This is a genomic window from Flavobacterium praedii (genome assembly GCF_026810365.1).
GTDB lineage: Bacteria > Bacteroidota > Bacteroidia > Flavobacteriales > Flavobacteriaceae > Flavobacterium > Flavobacterium praedii.
The window spans coordinates 2638287-2657231 of sequence record NZ_CP113948.1 but is presented as its reverse complement, the minus strand read 5'-3'; the positions used below and the strand labels follow the sequence as shown (position 1 = coordinate 2657231).

Genomic DNA, 18945 nt, shown 5'->3' with positions numbered 1-18945 from the left:
TGGGTTAAGTATGAAAAAAGTATAAGGGAGAGCTGATTGTTTTTATTAATGTCAGTATTTTTTAATTGTAAAATTTTAAATTAAAAAAGAAAGCCCGACAGATTTTAAAATCTGTCGGGCTTGATCTATATATTAGAATATTAGAAGAAATCGAATTCCGATAGTTGTCGGAACTGAAATTTTCAAACTAAAAAAATTACTAGTATCTGTAATATTCTGGTTTGAATGGACCTTCAACTTCAACTCCAATGTAAGCTGCTTGATCATCACGTAAAGTTTCCAATTCAACGCCTAATTTAGCTAAGTGCAACATCGCTACTTTTTCATCCAAATGTTTTGGTAACATATACACTTCATTATTGTAAGCAGCACTATTTTTCCATAATTCGATTTGAGCCAAAGTTTGGTTGGTAAACGAGTTACTCATTACAAAACTTGGGTGACCTGTAGCGCAACCAAGGTTAACCAAACGACCTTCTGCCAAGATAATAATGTCTTTTCCAGCGATAGTGTATTTATCAACTTGTGGTTTGATTTCGATTTTTGAAGCACCGTGGTTTTTGTTCAACCAAGCCATGTCAATTTCGTTATCAAAGTGTCCGATGTTACAAACAATTGTTTTGTCTTTCATTTTTTCGAAATGAGAACCCAAAACGATATCTTTATTTCCAGTTGTAGTGATGATGATATCAGCATTAGCAACAACCGTATCTAATTTTTTAACTTCAAAACCGTCCATTGCAGCTTGCAAAGCACAAATTGGATCAATTTCGGTAACCGTTACAATAGATCCTGCACCTCTAAAAGAAGCTGCAGTTCCTTTTCCAACATCACCATATCCACAAACGATTACTCTTTTTCCAGCCAACATAATATCAGTAGCACGACGAACCGCGTCAACAGCAGATTCTTTACATCCGTATTTGTTGTCGAATTTTGATTTAGTAACCGAGTCATTTACATTGATAGCAGGCATTGGTAATGTTCCAGCTTTTACTCTTTCGTACAATCTATGAACTCCTGTTGTAGTTTCTTCAGACAATCCTTTGATTCCAGCAACCAATTCTGGGTAACGATCAATAACCATATTAGTCAAATCTCCACCGTCATCAAGAATCATGTTCAATGGTTTTCTGTCTTCACCAAAGAATAATGTTTGCTCAATACACCAGTCAAAATCTACTTCATTCAAACCTTTCCAAGCATACACTTGAATTCCAGCAGCAGCAATAGCAGCAGCAGCTTGATCTTGAGTAGAGAAAATGTTACAAGAACTCCAAGTCACTTCAGCACCAAGAGCAATCAATGTTTCGATCAAAACAGCAGTTTGAATCGTCATGTGCAAACATCCAGCAATACGAGCACCTTTAAGTGGTTGTTCGTCTTTATATTCTGCACGAAGTGCCATTAAACCTGGCATTTCAGCTTCAGCTAGTTCAATTTCTTTTCTTCCCCAGGCTGCTAGAGAAATGTCTTTTACTTTGAAAGCCACAAAAGGCATAGTCGTTGTACTCATTTATAGTATATTTGTATTGTAAAATTTTTTGCAAATTTAGGCAATAAGTTTAGAAATAAACTAATTTATACGAGATTTGTGATTTGTTTAATGTCTTAATCTTTTGAACATTAGATAAATATTTTTTAGGAGCTAATCCCGCTATTCGTTACAATCTTTTTTAAGCCGAAGAAAAATCGGCTCAAAAAAGGATTTCCACTGCTATCGGGGCTCTAAAAATACAGACAACGTTTATGAGCTAATAATTCATAATTCATCATTCGAAACTCATATTTCAATAATGCCATTATACAAAACCATTATATTAAACTCCTCAACCCAAATCCTCGTTTGGGAAATAACCGAATCGTATCAAGAACTTTTTGAAGCAGTTGTTCTCAATGACAGCAACCTGAAACGTTTGAACAATATGAAATCCGAAATACACCAACGCGCTTTCTTGAGTGTTCGTAAATTATTTCAAGTTGCAGATTATACGGATTTTGATTTGTATTATGATGAATTTGGAAAACCACATTTGCATGATGGCAAACACATTTCTATTACGCATTCCCATCAATTTTCGGCTATTATTTTAAGTGATGCAGTCGTTGGAATCGACATTGAATTGCAACGGGAGAAAATCATCCGCATCGCTGATAAATTTGCTGATACGGAGTTTTCTTTTTTGAATCCTGATCAAAAAGAGGAATATATTCGAAAACTGACCGTGATTTGGGGCGCCAAAGAAGCGATTTTTAAAATCAGAAACGAAAAAGGAATCAGTTTCAAAGATCATATTAAAGTCGATGCTTTTGAAATGAATGATACGCAAGCCAAAGCAGAACTTCACTTTGATGCTATAATCAGAGATTTTAAGGTTTGTTTTGAGGAATTTGATTCTTATGATGAAAAAGGAATTAAGCAAAATTTCACTCTTGTGTACGCTTTTGAATAATAGAAAAATAATTTTAAAACTTTGCGTAGCTTTGCTTTCTCTTTGCGAATCTCTGTGTAATTGCCTATGACCAATATTTATAATGCCATTCTTCAGGCTAAGACCGAAAACCGTAAGTTACTCGCCATTCTACTTGATCCCGATAAAATTGACTTGAATAAAATGGATTATTTAATCCAAAAAATCTATCAATCGCCAGCAACGCATATTTTTATTGGAGGAAGTCAAGTTCAAAATAACATATTAGACGAGTTGATTCTGACAATTCGTCAAAATTCCACCTTAATAGGGCAGGATGCTTTACCAATTGTACTTTTCCCTGGAAATCCATCTCAAATTTCAGCCAATGCTGACGCGATTTTGTTTCTTTCCCTAATATCTGGCCGGAATTCGGATTATTTGATAACCCATCAAATAAATGCGGTTCCAATCTTAAAGAAAACCCAACTCGAAATTATTTCTACTGGTTATTTATTAATCGAAAGCGGTGATGAAACAGCTGTTGCTAGAGTTAGTAACACCAAGCCATTAGATAGAAATAATAGTGATTATGTGATGCATACCGCTCAAGCTGGGGAAATGTTAGGTCATAAACTTATTTATCTCGAAGCGGGTAGTGGTGCCAAACAGGCTATCCCTATTGAAATGATAAAAAAAGTTTCAAATAATATCGAAATTCCACTAATTGTAGGCGGCGGAATTATAGATTTGCAAGGGATTCAAAATGCTTATGAAGCTGGAGCCGATTTGGTAGTAATTGGAACCGCTTTTGAAAATGATCCTGATTTTTTTAATCACAGTAATTAAATTCCTAAACTTTAAAAATAAATGTTCGATTATTTTTTTTCTCAATATAAAGAGTACCCTGTTCATGAAGTGTACTTGGAACTTATAGCTGTTTTTTTTGGGCTTTGGAGTGTTTGGTGTGCCAAAAAAGATAGTATTTGGGTTTTTCCTACGGGATTAGTTAGCACTTTTATTTATGCTTATTTGCTTTGGCAGTGGAGCTTGTTGGGGGATTCCATGATCAATGTTTATTACTTTGTAATGAGTATTTATGGCTGGTATCACTGGACTCGAAAAAAAGGAGATGTTGCTGAATTTCCGATTTCACTAATGACTAGTAAAGAGAAAATCATTGGAATATTCATTTTTGTGGCAACTCTTATTTTTGTTATTTTGGTTTATCTTTATTTTAATAAATTTACTACTTGGTATTCCTATGTAGATACACTTTTAACAGCACTATTTTTCGTAGGTATGTGGTTGATGGCCAAAAGAAAAATCGAAAATTGGATTTTTTGGATTGTAGGAGATTTACTTTCGATACCGCTTTATTTTGCAAAAGGATATACCTTTACAAGTTTTCAATATATAGTATTTACAATTATTGCCGTTTATGGCTATTTAGAATGGAAGAAAATCTTGAACAGCTCGCAAAATCAGGAGCTACACCAATTATAAAAGTTGCCATTTTTGGTCCAGAATCTACTGGTAAAACTACTTTGGCGACACAGCTCGCCGAATATTACAAGACGGTTTGGGTTCCCGAATTCGCTCGCGATTATCTACAAGAAAAATTAGATAGTGGTCGTGGTATTTGTGATATTGATGATATGTTACCCATTGCTTATGGCCAAACTAAATTGGAAAATGAAAGCGCATTAATAGCCAATAAATACCTTTTTTGCGATACAAATTTATTGGTAACCAAGGTTTTTTCTGAATTGTATTATGATTATTGTGATTCTTTATTGGATAAAGCAGCTCGTGCTCATCAATATGATTTGTTTTTTCTAACTGATATTGATGTGCCATGGGAAGATGATGGGCTAAGAGACAGTCCAGAGGGTAGGGAAACTGTATTTGAAGTTTTTAAACAATCCTTAATTGATAATAAAAAACCATTTATTACCATTTCAGGCAATAAGGAAATTCGTTTGAAAAAAGCAGTTGCCATCATCGAAGAATTGACTCTAGCTTTGCAAATGGGTTTCACATCTTTGGATTATTTGCAAATTTATGAGCATGGGATTTCATTGGAAAATATTAAAAATCAATTGGCTATATTTAATGAGGGTATACTAAAAAGTATTTTGGTTCAACCTGCGACTATAAATAATGGAATTCTAAAATTATCAGAAGCTGAATTTGAGCAAAAAGCAAATCTTTTTGATGCTAATAAAAATACTTTTAAAATAAAGAAATTTGTTCCTGCATCAGGGGCAGCATCCAGAATGTTTAAGTTTTTAAGTACTTTTTTGAATGAATTTGATTTCGGAAATGAAACTATAAATGCTTATATCAATAGAAAAAAAGATACTGAATTGTCACTTTTTATTGTTGGGATGGATAAGTTCTCCTTTTTTGAAGCCGTAGACTTAAAATTAAAGGAGATTTATCCTGATTTTAATGCATTGGAAAGAGATTATAAAAACTATTATTTCATAAAGATGCTTTTGTCACCAAAATATTTTGATTTTGCTAATAAACCAAAAGGAATTCTACCGTTTCACAAATACGAAACTCATGTAGCAACTCCAATTGAAGAGCATCTGTATGAATGTGCTTTTTACGCCGCATCGAATAATCAGTCCAATTTGCATCTAACAGTTACTGAAAACCATCAAACACAATTTGAGGATATTATTAAAAAGGAAAAGGGTAAAATTGAAGCAAAATCAAATACCAACATAGAGGTAAGTTATTCGTATCAAAAAATGGAAACGGATACCATTGCTGTAGATGCTAAAAATAAACCTTTTCGCAATGAAAAAGGGATGTTGGTTTTTAGACCTGGTGGGCATGGTGCTCTGATTGAGAATCTTAATGCAATCGATGCGGATGTTGTTTTTATTAAAAATATTGACAATGTAATTCAAAATAATATTCAGCAAATATCTTTTTATAAAAAAGCTTTAGCCGGAGTTTTAATAGAATTACAATTTCAAATTTTTGGGTTTTTAAAAACTTTGGATAATAAAGAAGTAGATTCCATAAGCATAAATGAAATTTTGGTATTTCTCAAAAAGCAATTGAATATTGAATGGAATGATGATTTTCATGAATTCAAGCTAAAGAATCAAATTAGTAAACTCAAAGAAATACTAAACAAGCCTATTCGAGTTTGCGGAATGGTCATAAATGAAGGCGAACCTGGAGGTGGACCATTTTGGGTAAGAGGAACGGATGGCAGGTTGACTTTGCAAATTGTGGAAACCTCTCAAGTTGATTTAAATAACAAACAACAATTGAAAATACTGGCCAATGCTACTCATTTTAATCCAGTGGATTTGGTTTGTGGATTGAAAAATTATAAAGGTGAATCGTTTGATCTAAAACGTTTTGTTGATCCCAATAGTGGTTTTATTGTACACAAAAACCATGCAGGAATTGATTTGAAAGCATACGAGTTACCTGGGTTATGGAATGGAGCAATGGCGAATTGGTTAACAGTTTTTGTAGAAGTTCCGTTATTTACTTTTAATCCAGTAAAAACGGTAAATGATTTATTAAAACAAGCCCATCAACCGTTATAAAATGGAAATTCAAATTATCCTCTCAGAGGTAAAGTATAAAGCGGTTAGAAGTAGCGGCGCTGGAGGTCAAAACGTGAATAAAGTTTCGTCTAAAGTGGTGTTGACTTTTGATTTGTCCAATTCTCAGGGATTCTCTGAGGAAGAAAAATTGTTGTTGAAAACCAATTTACACAATAGATTGACTGATGATTTGGTGTTGATTTTAAATTGTGATGAAGATAGAAGCCAACTCAAGAATAAAGAGATTGTTACAAAGCGGTTTTTGGAGATTATAAAAAAAGGGCTGTATGTCCCCAAAGAACGTAAGCCTACAAAAATTCCAAAATCAGTGATTCGAAAAAGAATCAAGGATAAAAAAAATGTTTCGGAGGTAAAACGCAATCGTAGAAAACCAGATTTTTAAATTTATTCCAATTCATAATTTATAATTCACAATTTATAATTAGTTTTGCGCTGTCTCAAAGGGGTGCTCTAAATAACGAGCTGAGATCATACCCAAAGAACCTGGGCGGGTAATGCTGCCAAGGGAAAATACGACCAAAAATTAGCGTGCACACTAACGATTTGTCGTAGAACATTCATTTATTAATTTTAAACAAAAGAATAATTCCCCCTTTTATTCGTAATCTTTTTACGGATGAAAAATTCAATTCATTTTATTGATCTTAAAAGTACAAAGCTTTTGATGTCTATTTTCTTTTCTCTATTTTCTCTATTCTCTTTTTCGCAGGAAAAACAACAAGACACATTAAAGGTCAATCAGCTCGATGAAGTGTTATTAAACGCAACCAGAGTAAAAGATAAATCTCCTTTTCCGTTTACAAATGTTAGCAAAAAAGAACTCGAAAAAAATAATCTTGGACAAGATTTACCTGTTTTATTAGATCAATTGCCATCTGTAGTTACAACTTCTGACGCAGGTGCAGGTGTTGGTTACACCAGTATCCGAGTGCGTGGAAGCGATGCTACACGTGTGAATGTTACTATCAACGGAATTCCGTATAATGATGCCGAGAGCCAAGGAACCTATTTTGTAGACTTGCCAGATTTTGCTTCTTCTCTAGAAGATGTTCAATTGCAACGGGGTGTTGGAACTTCTACAAATGGATCGGGAGCTTTTGGTGCAAGTTTGAATCTAAAAACACTAAAGCCATCAGCAGAAGGGTTTGCGACTATTTCTAATTCTTTTGGGTCATTTGGTACTAGAAAACATACTTTAAGTGTAGGTTCGGGTATAAAAAATGGTTTTTATGCCACAGGAAAACTATCCAAAATTGCAAGTGATGGTTATATAGATCGAGCTTTTTCGGATTTAAAATCGTTTTACACTGAAGCTGGTTTTATAAGTGAAAACACTTCGGTAAAAGCAATTGTTTTTGGAGGAAAAGAAAAAACGTATCAATCTTGGTATGGTACTCCTGAAGCGGTGGTAAATGGTGATGTTGATGGAATTAATGCTTTTATAGCTCGAAATTACAGCTCGGCATCAGAAGCCTACAATCTGTTGAATTCGGGTAGAACGTATAATTTTTATACCTATGATAATCAAACAGATAATTATGAGCAATATCATTATCAATTGCATTTTTCGCATCAATTTAATGATAATTTATCGGCTACAATTTCGGGAAATTTTACGCCTGGAAAAGGGTATTATGAAGAATTCAAAGCAAATGATAAGTTTAAAAAATATTTTCCATCAAGTCCAAATGGAGATGATACAAGCGATGTAATTCGAAGAAAATGGGCGAAAAGTGATTTTTATGCTTTGGTATATTCGTTGAATTACAATAAGGATAAGGTTAGTTTTAATTTTGGTGGGGGATATAATAAATATGACGGATCGCGTTTTGGTGAGATCATTTGGAGCCAATTTCAAACTCCATTGCCTTATTCTGAAAAATATTATGAAAGCAGTATATTAAAAGAAGATACTAGTATTTATTTAAAAGGAGAATATCAATTTAGTGATAGTTTTATTGGTTTTGCTGACATTCAGTTTAGAGATGTAAGTTATAAATCTTCTGGATTGTCATCAAGCGTTGCTGCCATAAATGTTGACAAAAAATATTCTTTTTTTAATCCAAAAGCAGGATTGACGTATCTGTTGAATTCACAAAATACAATTTACACGTCCGTAGCTGTTGGGAATCGAGAGCCAAACGGAGACGATTTGACTAAAAATCCAACAGAACCAAAACCCGAGCAACTTATAGATTATGAACTGGGATATAAAATGAAATCTAAAAAAATAGTAGCTTCTGCAAATTTCTATTACATGGATTACAATGACCAATTGGTTCTTACAGGAGAAATAGATGATGTAGGGAATGGGGTTCGTCAAAATGTATCCAAAAGTTACAGAACAGGAATAGAACTTCAGGCTGGTTATAAAATTTCAAAACTATTGCGAATTGATGCAAATGCTACTTTTAGTGAAAATAAAATCAAAGCATTTGATTATTTAGTTTATGATACACAGTATGATCCAAATACTTTCGATGTGGTTTCATATGCGCCTATAGTAACAGAATATAAAGACACAAACATTGCTTTTTCTCCAGAAACAATCGTTGGGGGTACTTTGACTTTTTCGCCAATTGAAAATCTGGATTTTGGATTGATATCGAAGTATGTGGGTAAGCAATATTTAGATAATACTTCTACAGATAGCCGAAGTATGAAAGCCTATTTTGTAAATAATATTTCGATTTCTTATAAATTAAAACCAAAATGGATTAAGGAAATAAGTTTTAACTTGTTAGTAAATAATGTTTTTGATGAAAAATATGTTTCAAATGGATATACTTACAGTTATTACTATCGCCCACAAGCTTCAACAGATGCTGCTGTAACCGAAAATTTTTATTACCCACAAGCGGGAGTTAATTTCTTGACAGGAATGAGCTTGAAGTTTTAGACTGTTATAATGTTTATAAATTCTTATAATTATAAATTTAACGTTTTTTCTGAATGGTAATATCTTGTTAAAGATAAGTTAAATATAGAGTTAATACTTATAAATTGTTTTTTTTTCTGATATTTGCTATGGTTAGCCATAAAAACTATTATAAATTATAAAATTAATTAAAATGAAAAGAACATTAATCGCAGCTATCGTAATGTTAGCTTTGTTTTCTTGTTCCAAAGAAGAAAATTTAAAAATGCCTTTTGACGAAAATACAATAGCTAAAAGGCTCAAATTTGTAGATGTAAATACAAGGATTGAGGAAAAACTGACTTCAAAAACTAAACTCGAAGTTGTAATAGTTGAATGGGACGAATGGGGAAGAGCGAGTAAAAATTGTGGTGGTTGGGGACTATGTAATGCCGATTGGTTTCCTTCTTCCAGTAAAAAAACATTAACAAAAAGAATGAATAACAAAGGAAGTGCAGCATTGTTAGAGTTTGACAGTACGGAAAACAAGTATTATATAGATATTTTATTGGCAGAAACTGTACCAACTGACATTCCTAAGGACGCACTTACTTTTAAAATAGATTTAGATTTTGAAATGAATGTCCAACAAGCAGTTGGACGTAATCTAACTTTTCATAAAGGGAATTATTTTTTTAATGATTCTTTAGGGAAGTTTGGAGGCTATAGGATTTATTTAAACTAAAATATGGGCAAGGTTCTATCTTGCCCATATTAATATTGAAAATATGAAAAAAAAAATATTATTTTTTAATTTCCTAATTACATTAATAGCACATTCGCAGGAAAATTGTAATTTATATTTGTCAAAAAATTCTGAAATTTATGCAATTGATACTACTGATTTAAGATGTATAGCAAAAAATTCGAATAAAAAAAATACTTTATTTTTTACTTTTGGAGTTTGGTGTGAACCTTGTCGTTTGCATTTGCCAAATGCTATTAAATTTTCACAAGAAAATAATGTTGATTTTTATGTTTTATTAGTGGAAGCAGAGGAAGACTTGAAAACAAAGGAAGCTTTTGATTATATAAAAAAATTAAACAACGAAATTAAAATTGTCATCCTTAAAGACGAAATTTATGGAATTAAAAGAAATAGAAAAAACAAAAAATTCGTTTTAGAAGTAACACCAAAAGAATATGAAAATATAGATGATTATTCTAAATATATATTGCTTAATAATCAAGGAAAAGTGTTAATAGTTACAAATTGGAAAGATAATAAAGGAAATAATTGGAGAGATGATACCTCCATGATAAAAAGATGTTTACTACCCTTGCTATAGTTAAAGAAGACTAATGATAAGTTGGTTTAGACTGGTGTATAAATTAAGAATCCTGAGAGTTTTATAACTTTCAGGATTTTCTTTTTTATAATAATGGTGTGATTTTTGTGTGAGGGATAGCAGCTAGCTACCGAAGTAGCGCGTATAGCCCGACAGCATAAAGAGAAGTGGCCCAATAAGCGGAATGTATGTTGGCCGCTTTTCTTTATGGTGACACGCCCACATGATGGTAAGCGAATTGACGGAGTAGATAATTTTAATTGTAAATTCGAAGTACATCTCCGTTTACTTCTACTCGGTATTGTTTCATAGGGTATTGTTGTCCTCCTTGGCCAGTGAATAGATTGTATTCTATGCTATCGCAAGCGCAAATAGCATTGATTCCTTTGATGGTCATGGTAGAGCAATCGCTAAGTTCTTGGTTTGGACAAGCAGCGTCAAATGCATTATAGGTGCTGCCAGTATAAAATACAATGATGCCTCTAACGCCAACATTAGGATAATAAATAGCATTGCTTGCATATTTTAAAATAGAGTAGGTGGGTAAATTCATGTTGAGGTCCACCGTGAAATTGGTATTGGGAATATAAGGGTTTTTATTTGAAGTATCACTATTGCTACATCCAACCAAAAACAGTGATGTAATAAATATTAGAATGCGTTTTTTCATATGAAAACAATTTTTATTGTCGAATTTTGGATGTTTAGATTGTTCGTTTTTGATCGTGTCAGGCACTAAAAATAGTTGTAATAATCAACGGTTTAATGCGTTTATTTCAATCTCAAAAATTAAGTAAAATCTATTAGTGAAACAAATTTAATTTATTTAACTTTGAATTTGTTATGATTAACATTTAATTGTAGACTAAAAATAAAATTATACTATCTTTGTGGAAAGAAATCCCGTCCTGATGGGATTTTTTCTATTTTATATAAATGATAACATTATGAGCGCAATATCGTATTACACAGCGGAAGGATTAAAAAAATTAAGAGAAGAATTAGATTATTTAAAAAGTGTGATGCGTCCAAAAGCATCTCAAGATATAGCAGAAGCAAGGGATAAAGGCGATTTGTCTGAAAATGCAGAATATGATGCAGCCAAAGAAGCTCAAGGAATGCTTGAAATGAGGATTGCTAAGTTAGAAGAAATTCACTCTAATGCGAGATTGATTGATGAAACACATTTGGATTTATCTAAAGTGTTGGTTTTGTCAATTGTGAAAATCAAAAACCAAACGAACGGAATGGAGATGAAATACACTCTTGTTGCCGAAAGTGAAGCGGACTTGAAAACAGGTAAAATATCGGTTACTTCTCCAATTGGGAAAGGATTATTAGGTAAAAAAGTAGGCGAAGTAGCCGAAATTACTGTGCCTAACGGTGTTTTGAAATTTGAAATTTTGGAGATTTCAAGAGAATAAAAGCCCCCTAACCCCCGGGGGAATTAAAATTATGTTTTAATGACCAGGTGCGTATTTTGAGGTTGAGGAATCGTATTTTATCTTTAATCCCTTTTCTAACTTCTAACCTCTAACCTCTAACTTCTAACCTCTAACTTCTAACCTCTAACTTCTAACCTCTAACTTTAAATGGGTTCTATTTTTAAAAAAATAATTGATGGTGAAATTCCTTGTTACAAAGTAGCTGAGGATGATAATTTTTTAGCATTTTTGGATGTAAATCCTAATGCTAAAGGACATACACTTTGTATCCCAAAGCAAGAAATTGATAAGTTTTTTGAAATTGAAGATGATTTGTATCTTGGCTTAATGGCCTTCTCCAAAAAAGTGGCTATTGCTTTGGAAAAAACAGTTCCTTGCAAGAGAATTGGAATGGCAGTAATAGGTCTCGAAGTCCCTCATGCACATGTACACTTAATTCCATTAAATGAAATGGGAGAAATGACTTTTAGACACAAAGTGACTATGTCAAAAGAAGAATTTGAATCTTTGGCCAAAAGTATTCAAGCAAATTTGTAATAAAACGACAATGAACACGAATCTTTTAAGTTATAATTTAAAAGATTCGTGTTTTTTTATGCCCAAAATCAAAGTATATGAAGCGTTTATTTTTGTTGCTGTTTTTTACAGTTTATAGTTTTGGTCAACCCAAAAATCCGTATGCGTTGGTAGATGCTAAAATGGATAAAATTCCTAAAGATTTAAGTACGTCTACAACTGGAATTGCAGATTATATCAATGCCAATTTTGCATCAGAGAATGGTAAAACTAGAGCCGTTTTTTATTGGACAGCATCAAATATCAGATACGATATCGAGAACGTAGAGACAATTGATTACAAAGAAATTTCTCAAGATAAAATAAAAAATACGGTACTTTCCAAAAAAGGAGTTTGCATTCATTATGCCGAAGTTTTTAATGATATTCTCAAAAAAGTGGGAATCAAATCCTATATTGTGTCAGGATATACCAAGCAAAACGGAAAAATAGATGTGCTCTCACATGCTTGGTGCGCAGCTAGAATTGATGCTGTTTGGTGGTTTTTTGATCCTACTTGGGGTGCTGGTTATGTTGATAAAAGGAAATTTTTCAAAAAGATGAACAACCTTCAATATAAAGTTTTACCAAGTCAATATATTGCCACTCACATGCCTTTTGATTATTTATGGCAATTTTTAAATTTTCCCATTACCAATCAAGAGTTTATGGATGGAAATACACAATTGAATAAAACCAAACCCCATTTTGATTTTGCATCTCAAATGGAAGATTATGATAAAATGTCTGATTTGGATAAAGCAAGAACTTCTTTAATTCGCATGGAGAAAAATGGTGTCAAAAATAAATTGATACAAGAGATGGTGTTTTTCAAAAAGAGCGAAATTGATGCACTTCAAAATAACGAAGCAATGGCGCGACTTAACGCTATAAATGATGATTATAATCAAGCAATCACACTATTGAATGATTTTATTTATTATCGTAATAATAGGTTCATGCCAATATTACCAGATGAAGCGATTAAAGCAATGATTGAAACTCCAAATCAAAAAATTATGGATTGTCAAAATCGAATTTATACTATTGGAAAGTATAATGATTCGAATGTCGCAAACGTAAAATCACTAAAAATTGTAATTATCGATATTTTGAAGCAAATAGAAATTCATGAAAAATTTGTGAACGACTATTTAAGTAAAAGCAAATCGGGAAGAAAAGCAATGTTCAATAAAGTGACTTTCTTTGGCATGCCTATACGATAGAAAGTTATGTTTTCTTTAGGCTAATTTGCATTGTAGTACCTTTACCAATCTCGGATTGAAGTACTTTAATCGTGCCTTTGTGATATTCTTCTACAATTCTTTTGGTTAATGAAAGTCCCAATCCCCAACCTCTTTTTTTGGTTGTAAAACCTGTTTCAAAAATACGCTGAAATTCCTTTTTTGGGATGCCACCACCAGTGTCGGTTACCTTTATTTTTACATAATGACTGTCTTCTTCTATTTCTAATTGTAATTTACCTCTCCCTTTCATAGCATCTACTGAATTTTTGACTAGATTTTCTATGGTCCAACTATGCAAAGTTGGGTTTAATAAAATGGGTATCGGTTTTGAAGGTGCCTTAAAACTAAATTCAATTTGATTGGAAAGCCTTGAAATTAAATAATTATAGGACTCGCTCGTTAGTTCTACTACATCCTTCAATTCTAGTTTAGGTTCTGAACCAATTTTTGAAAATCGATCTGTAATGGTTTGCAGGCGTTCGATATCTTTTTCAATTTCAAAAGTTATGGATTCGTCTATATTTTCCATTTTTAAGATCTCTAACCATCCAATCAAAGAAGAAAGGGGTGTGCCAATTTGATGCGCTGTTTCTTTGGCCATTCCTGCCCATAATTTATTTTGTGATGCAACTTTATGGCTGAGATAGAAATTGTAAATTAATATGCCACAGAGAACAATAATTAGGGATAACGCAATTGGATAATATTTGAGTTTGTCTATCAAGGAGGAATCTCCATAATATAATTTTTGAAATTTGCCTGGCGCGTAAATAATCTTTATCGGTTCATTTTCTTTCTTTAATTCATTCAAATATTCTAATGCACTTGTTTTGTCTTTAATGATTTCCTCATCAATATTGACATAATTTATAATACTATCGTTCTCTGTTAAAATTAAGGGTATGGTAGTGTTGTTGTTGAAAATTTGCAATGGCAGATCAACTTCGGTATTCTCTTCCGCATTGATTAAAGTCTTCTGAGCAGTTGCCCAAAGATTCATTTTTATACGTTCCTCATTTTTGAATATTTGAAAAAAAGTATACGTATTCCAAAGAATAATAGAAATTATCAAAAACGAAATAATAATTATAATCCAACGAATAGGGTTGCTGTTCTGAGTAAAATTCATAAAAGTAAATTTGTGGTATAAATATAACGAAATAATAGATGATGGATTGTGTGCCAGCCAAAACATTGTTCTTTGGAGCTTATTCCTGCTGTCCGTTATATTCCCGATTAACAAAAACTACGGCAAAAAGCCTTGTTTTTTTAAATCGGGAGATGCCACTTCCATCAGGGCTAGGGCTTTAGTTGTTATAACATATTTTGTGATTTAATTATTTAGATACTACTATTTTGTTATTTTTGTCCAAATAAAATTTTATGATTAGTATTGATCCAAAAAGCATAGACACTGTCACATTACAAGGGTATTTACAAAGTTCAGTAGGGCCTAGGCCAATTGCTTTTGCCAGTACTTTAGGGGTAAATGGGATTCCTAATTTGTCTCCTTTTAGTTTTTTTAATGTATTCAGTGCCAATCCACCCATACTTATTTTTTCACCCGCCCGTCGTGTCAGGGACAATACGGTTAAGCATACTTTAATAAATGCTGTAGCTACTGGTGAAGTGGTTATTAATGTTGTTAATTACGACATGGTGCAACAAACCTCCTTGGCCAGTACCGAATACGCTGAAGGTGTAGATGAATTTTTAAAATCTGGGTTTACTGCTATTCCTTCGGATATTGTCAAACCGTATAGAGTTAAAGAATCCCCAGTTCAATTCGAATGTAAGGTGACCCAAATTATTCCGTTAGGAACCGAAGGTGGTGCCGGAAATTTAATCTTATGTGAAGTGGTGCGTATGCATATAAGTGAAACGATTCTTAATGAAAAAGGGGCTATAGATCAACATAAAATTGATTTGGTTTCTAGATTAGGCGCGAATTGGTATTCGAGATCCAATCAGGGTTTATTTGAAGTGCCAAAGCCACTGACAACGCTTGGAATAGGAGTAGATTCAATTCCTGATTTTATCAAAAACAGTCCCGTTTTTGATGGGAATGATTTAGGAATGTTGGGTAATATTGAAGCCTTGCCTACTAGTGAAGAAGTTAGTATATTTGTAAATCAAAATTTTGCTGTAAAGGCAGTTTTGAGTTCAGATGATGTCGAAAAAGTACATTTAGAAGCCAAAAGGTTTCTTTTGAATAACGATGTGCTTTCGTCTTGGAAATTGCTTTTAGCAAAAAAATAAATTCAAAACAACAATTATAAATAATAACGAAGATGGAAGTTACAGGAAAAATTAAAGTGATTAGTGCAGAACAACAAATTAGTGCGTCATTCAAAAAAAGAGAACTAGTTGTTACTACTGATGAACAATATCCTCAATCTATAATGATTGAATTTACTCAAGACAAAACGGACTTGTTGAACAATTATAATATTGGTGAAAATGTAAAAGTTTCTATCAATTTAGGTGGAAGAGAATGGGTTAATCCACAAGGAGAAACCAAATATTTCAATAGCATTAAAGGATGGAGAATCGAAAGAGTAGCTACTGATGCACCTGCTCAACAAGCTCCTCCAATGCCTGCAGCTGCTACATTTGCACCAGCAACTAATTTGAATGAAGAAGAAGCAGACGATTTGCCATTCTAAGAAATATAGAAATTAGAAGTTAGAAGTCAGAAATTTGAGTTTACTTGAATTTCTGACTTTTTTTTCGAATTATTTTTTAATTGTAATTTAATTTTGCTGTTAAAAATGTATTATTTAACCCAAGATTTGTTTTTTCCTCCTGTTTCCTTTGCTGATAGCGATGGAATTCTTGCTGTTGGTGGTGATTTGTCTCCAGAACGTTTGCAACTCGCATACAAAAGTGGAATTTTTCCTTGGTTCAATGCTGGGGAACCCATTATTTGGTGGTCACCCAATCCTAGAATGGTTTTGTTCTTAGATGAACTTATTGTTTCTAAAAGTATGAGAAACATGCTGAACAGAAATATTTTTACGGTTACATTTAATCAAAATTTCAGGGATGTTATTTCTAATTGCCAACAAGTAAAGCGCGATGGTCAAACAGGAACATGGATTACCAATGAAATGATTGATGCTTATTGCAAACTTCACGAATTGGGAATCGCAAAATCAATTGAGGTTTGGCAAAATGAGGTGTTGGTTGGTGGATTATATGGAGTAGATTTAGGTCATGTTTTTTGTGGAGAAAGTATGTTTTCGTTGGTCTCCAATGCTTCTAAAGTGGCTTTTATTGCCTTGGTAAATCAACTCAAAAAAGACAATTATCAATTATTGGATTGTCAAGTGTATAATGAACATCTTGAAAGTTTGGGCTGTAGAGAAATAGAACGAGATGCTTTTATGACACTTTTGAAACAAAAGTAATTCTTGTCATAGTTTCATTTACAGTAAAACAGTTGTAGATTTTTATTTCGATAATTGAAACTGGATGGAATCAATTATGAAAGTAGTAGATTAGTGTTGCTATTTTTTACTGTTGCCTGAAAAAATCAGCCTGAAAACTAAAATTTAAGCTTCTTAAAACCCCAATCCAAAGTACTGAACAATATCAATTCATTTTTCATAGTAGGTAAATCCATTATTAGTTTCAAGGTCTCGTGAGCCATCATGGTACCGATTATTCCAGGTAATGTCCCCAATACACCATTCATGTTGCAATTGGGTACGTCTTTCGGATTCGGTGGTTCCGGAAACAAATCCCTAAGATTTTTACTCCCGATATGGTTAAAAACAGCCAATTGTCCTTCAAATTTCAAGATACTTCCGTAAACCAATGGTCTTCCTAAAGCCACACAAGTGTCGTTAACCAAATAACGGGTTGCAAAATTATCGGAGCCATCGACAATACAATCAAAATCCTGCAAAATTTGCGCGGCATTTTCTGAGGTCAATTTTTCTTCGAATGTGAGAACAGAAATCAAAGGATTCAATAATTCTAAAGTCTTTTTTGCTGTTAAAGATTTTCCTTGTCCTACTTGATTTTCAGTATATAAAATTTGGCGGTGTAAGTTATGAATCTCAATTTTGTCAAAATCAATGATTCCAATTGTACCCACACCAGCAGTAGCAATGTACTGCAATATTGGACAACCCAATCCGCCAGCGCCGATGACTAAAACTTTAGCTTTTTTTAATTTTTCTTGCCCTTCGTCGCCTATTTCTGGTAACATCATTTGGCGATTGTATCTTAAATAATCTTGAATTTTACTCATTTTTTTAAGTCTTATTGTTTGAAAGTCATAAAGCTGAATGGAATATTAACTAAGAATTGAATTGTCTTTGAGACTTTCGGCTTTCGACCTTTGACTAAATGTTCTGTCCCAATCTTTCCAAACTGGCTCGTATCCTTTGTTTCTAATTATTGTTGCAATTTCCTTTGCCGAGCGCTCATCGCTAATCTCAAATTGTTCCAAAGATTGTGGGTCAACGACATAACCTCCAGGATTTGTTTTAGACCCCGCACTTATACTGGTAACTCCAATTGGAATGATGTTGTTTCTGAAATTTTCATTTTCTCGGGTTGATATGGAAATTTCCAAATCTTCATTCCACAAACGATAGGCGCAAATTAATTGTGTCAAATCTTTGTCATCCATAATAAAGTTGGGTTCAATAATTCCCTCAGCAGGGCGTAATCTCGGAAATGAAACCGAATATTTAGTTTGCCAATAGGTTTTTTGTAAATAATCCAGATGCAAAGCGTTGAAAAAACTATCCGTACGCCAATCTTCAAGACCCAATAATACGCCCAATCCAATTTTGTGTATACCCGCTTTCCCTATTCGATCAGGAGTTTCCAAGCGAAAATCAAAATTCGATTTTTTGCCTTTGGTGTGATACTTTTTATACACTTCCTGATGGTATGTTTCTTGATATACCATTACTGAATACACACCTGCTTGATGCAATTGTAGGTATTCTTCGGTAGAAAGGGGCTGTACTTCAACTGAAATTGTCGAAAATCGCTCTTTTATTTGTGCGATTGCATTTAGGAAATAATTAATGTTTACAGTATAATTGGCTTCTCCTGTTACTATTAACACGTTGTCAAAACCAGTCGTTTTCAAAGCTTCAACTTCTAATCTTATTTCAGAATCGGTTAAGGTCTTACGTTTGATTTTATTGTCTAGGCTGAATCCGCAATACGTGCAAATGTTTTGACATTCATTGCTCAAATACAATGGTGCATACATCTGAATCGTTTTTCCAAAGCGTTTTTTGGTCAATTCGTGACATTCCTGTGCCATTTGCTCCAAATAAATTGTCGCTGCAGGCGAAATTAAAGCCATGAAATCCTCTAGGTTCCTTTTGCTTTTCGCTAAAGCCTGTTCTACTTGTTTAGGGGTTGTTTGGTATATTTTGGTATGAATGCTTTCCCAATCAAAACCCTCAAAAACCGATTTGAATGTCTTCATAATGTTTTTTTTACCGCA

At 33.1% G+C, this 18945-nt stretch carries 19 protein-coding genes; 14 read left to right on the top strand and 5 right to left on the bottom strand.

From position 1 onward, the window contains the following. Positions 1-199: 199 nt before the first annotated feature. On the bottom strand, positions 200-1516 hold the full coding sequence (ahcY, locus tag OYT91_RS11465; RefSeq protein WP_281238065.1) for an adenosylhomocysteinase: 1317 nt from the start codon (positions 1514-1516) through the stop codon (positions 200-202). A 280-nt stretch (positions 1517-1796) separates the two neighbouring features. Between ahcY and OYT91_RS11460 the strand changes: the two genes are divergently transcribed. The 8 genes from OYT91_RS11460 (at position 1797) to OYT91_RS11425 (ending at position 10219) form a co-directional block, all read left to right on the top strand. Next, positions 1797-2453: a 4'-phosphopantetheinyl transferase family protein gene (locus tag OYT91_RS11460; protein ID WP_281238064.1), complete on the top strand. Its 657-nt coding sequence runs from the start codon at positions 1797-1799 to the stop codon at positions 2451-2453. 66 nt (positions 2454-2519) lie between these two features. Beyond that, entirely contained in the window at positions 2520-3260 is a 741-nt protein-coding gene (locus OYT91_RS11455) for a phosphoglycerol geranylgeranyltransferase (RefSeq protein WP_281238063.1), read from the top strand. Between the two features lie 21 nt (positions 3261-3281). Further along, complete coding sequence (gene pnuC / locus OYT91_RS11450) at positions 3282-3917, top strand: nicotinamide riboside transporter PnuC (protein WP_281238062.1); 636 nt, start codon at positions 3282-3284, stop codon at positions 3915-3917. Then, positions 3866-5992 (top strand): DUF4301 family protein, encoded by a 2127-nt coding sequence (locus OYT91_RS11445; protein ID WP_281238061.1) that lies wholly within the window; start codon positions 3866-3868, stop codon positions 5990-5992. Before pnuC ends, OYT91_RS11445 begins: the two co-directional genes overlap by 52 nt. Before the next feature lies 1 nt (position 5993). Continuing rightward, positions 5994-6395 (top strand): alternative ribosome rescue aminoacyl-tRNA hydrolase ArfB, encoded by a 402-nt coding sequence (gene arfB / locus OYT91_RS11440; protein WP_281238060.1) that lies wholly within the window; start codon positions 5994-5996, stop codon positions 6393-6395. A 234-nt stretch (positions 6396-6629) separates the two neighbouring features. Continuing rightward, complete coding sequence (locus OYT91_RS11435; protein ID WP_281238059.1) at positions 6630-8912, top strand: TonB-dependent receptor; 2283 nt, start codon at positions 6630-6632, stop codon at positions 8910-8912. 172 nt (positions 8913-9084) lie between these two features. Continuing rightward, complete coding sequence (locus tag OYT91_RS11430; protein ID WP_281238058.1) at positions 9085-9615, top strand: hypothetical protein; 531 nt, start codon at positions 9085-9087, stop codon at positions 9613-9615. A 43-nt stretch (positions 9616-9658) separates the two neighbouring features. Continuing rightward, on the top strand, positions 9659-10219 hold the full coding sequence (locus OYT91_RS11425; protein ID WP_281238057.1) for a hypothetical protein: 561 nt from the start codon (positions 9659-9661) through the stop codon (positions 10217-10219). A 256-nt stretch (positions 10220-10475) separates the two neighbouring features. On the opposite strand, the gene OYT91_RS11420 is transcribed toward OYT91_RS11425, so the two are convergent. Next, positions 10476-10889 (bottom strand): Rieske (2Fe-2S) protein, encoded by a 414-nt coding sequence (locus tag OYT91_RS11420; RefSeq protein ID WP_281238056.1) that lies wholly within the window; start codon positions 10887-10889, stop codon positions 10476-10478. Positions 10890-11166: 277 nt separating this feature from the next. Between OYT91_RS11420 and greA the strand changes: the two genes are divergently transcribed. From greA to OYT91_RS11405, 3 genes are all read left to right on the top strand, one after another. Continuing rightward, a complete protein-coding gene (gene greA, locus OYT91_RS11415; protein WP_269221686.1) occupies positions 11167-11643 on the top strand; it encodes a transcription elongation factor GreA in 477 nt (158 codons plus the stop codon). 168 nt (positions 11644-11811) lie between these two features. Continuing rightward, on the top strand, positions 11812-12201 hold the full coding sequence (locus OYT91_RS11410; RefSeq protein WP_281238055.1) for an HIT family protein: 390 nt from the start codon (positions 11812-11814) through the stop codon (positions 12199-12201). 77 nt (positions 12202-12278) lie between these two features. After that, positions 12279-13445, top strand: a complete 1167-nt coding sequence (locus tag OYT91_RS11405) for a transglutaminase domain-containing protein (RefSeq protein ID WP_281238054.1) — start codon at positions 12279-12281, stop codon at positions 13443-13445. A gap of 4 nt (positions 13446-13449) precedes the next feature. Here the strand turns inward: OYT91_RS11405 and OYT91_RS11400 are convergent, their stop codons facing one another. Beyond that, complete coding sequence (locus OYT91_RS11400; protein ID WP_281238053.1) at positions 13450-14595, bottom strand: sensor histidine kinase; 1146 nt, start codon at positions 14593-14595, stop codon at positions 13450-13452. Between the two features lie 254 nt (positions 14596-14849). Between OYT91_RS11400 and OYT91_RS11395 the strand changes: the two genes are divergently transcribed. The 3 genes from OYT91_RS11395 to aat all read left to right on the top strand — a co-directional run bounded on the left by OYT91_RS11395 (position 14850) and on the right by aat (position 16876). Next, positions 14850-15725, top strand: coding sequence for a flavin reductase family protein (locus tag OYT91_RS11395; protein ID WP_281238052.1), 876 nt, complete (start codon positions 14850-14852; stop codon positions 15723-15725). A 32-nt stretch (positions 15726-15757) separates the two neighbouring features. Beyond that, entirely contained in the window at positions 15758-16132 is a 375-nt protein-coding gene (locus OYT91_RS11390; protein ID WP_269221690.1) for a DUF3127 domain-containing protein, read from the top strand. Positions 16133-16237: 105 nt separating this feature from the next. Beyond that, complete coding sequence (gene aat, locus OYT91_RS11385; protein ID WP_281238051.1) at positions 16238-16876, top strand: leucyl/phenylalanyl-tRNA--protein transferase; 639 nt, start codon at positions 16238-16240, stop codon at positions 16874-16876. Between the two features lie 137 nt (positions 16877-17013). Here the strand turns inward: aat and OYT91_RS11380 are convergent, their stop codons facing one another. Together OYT91_RS11380 and thiH are read right to left on the bottom strand one after the other, a co-directional pair. Beyond that, entirely contained in the window at positions 17014-17724 is a 711-nt protein-coding gene (locus tag OYT91_RS11380) for a HesA/MoeB/ThiF family protein (RefSeq protein WP_281238050.1), read from the bottom strand. Positions 17725-17769: 45 nt separating this feature from the next. After that, positions 17770-18927 (bottom strand): 2-iminoacetate synthase ThiH, encoded by a 1158-nt coding sequence (gene thiH, locus OYT91_RS11375; protein ID WP_281238049.1) that lies wholly within the window; start codon positions 18925-18927, stop codon positions 17770-17772. Positions 18928-18945 lie beyond the last annotated feature (18 nt).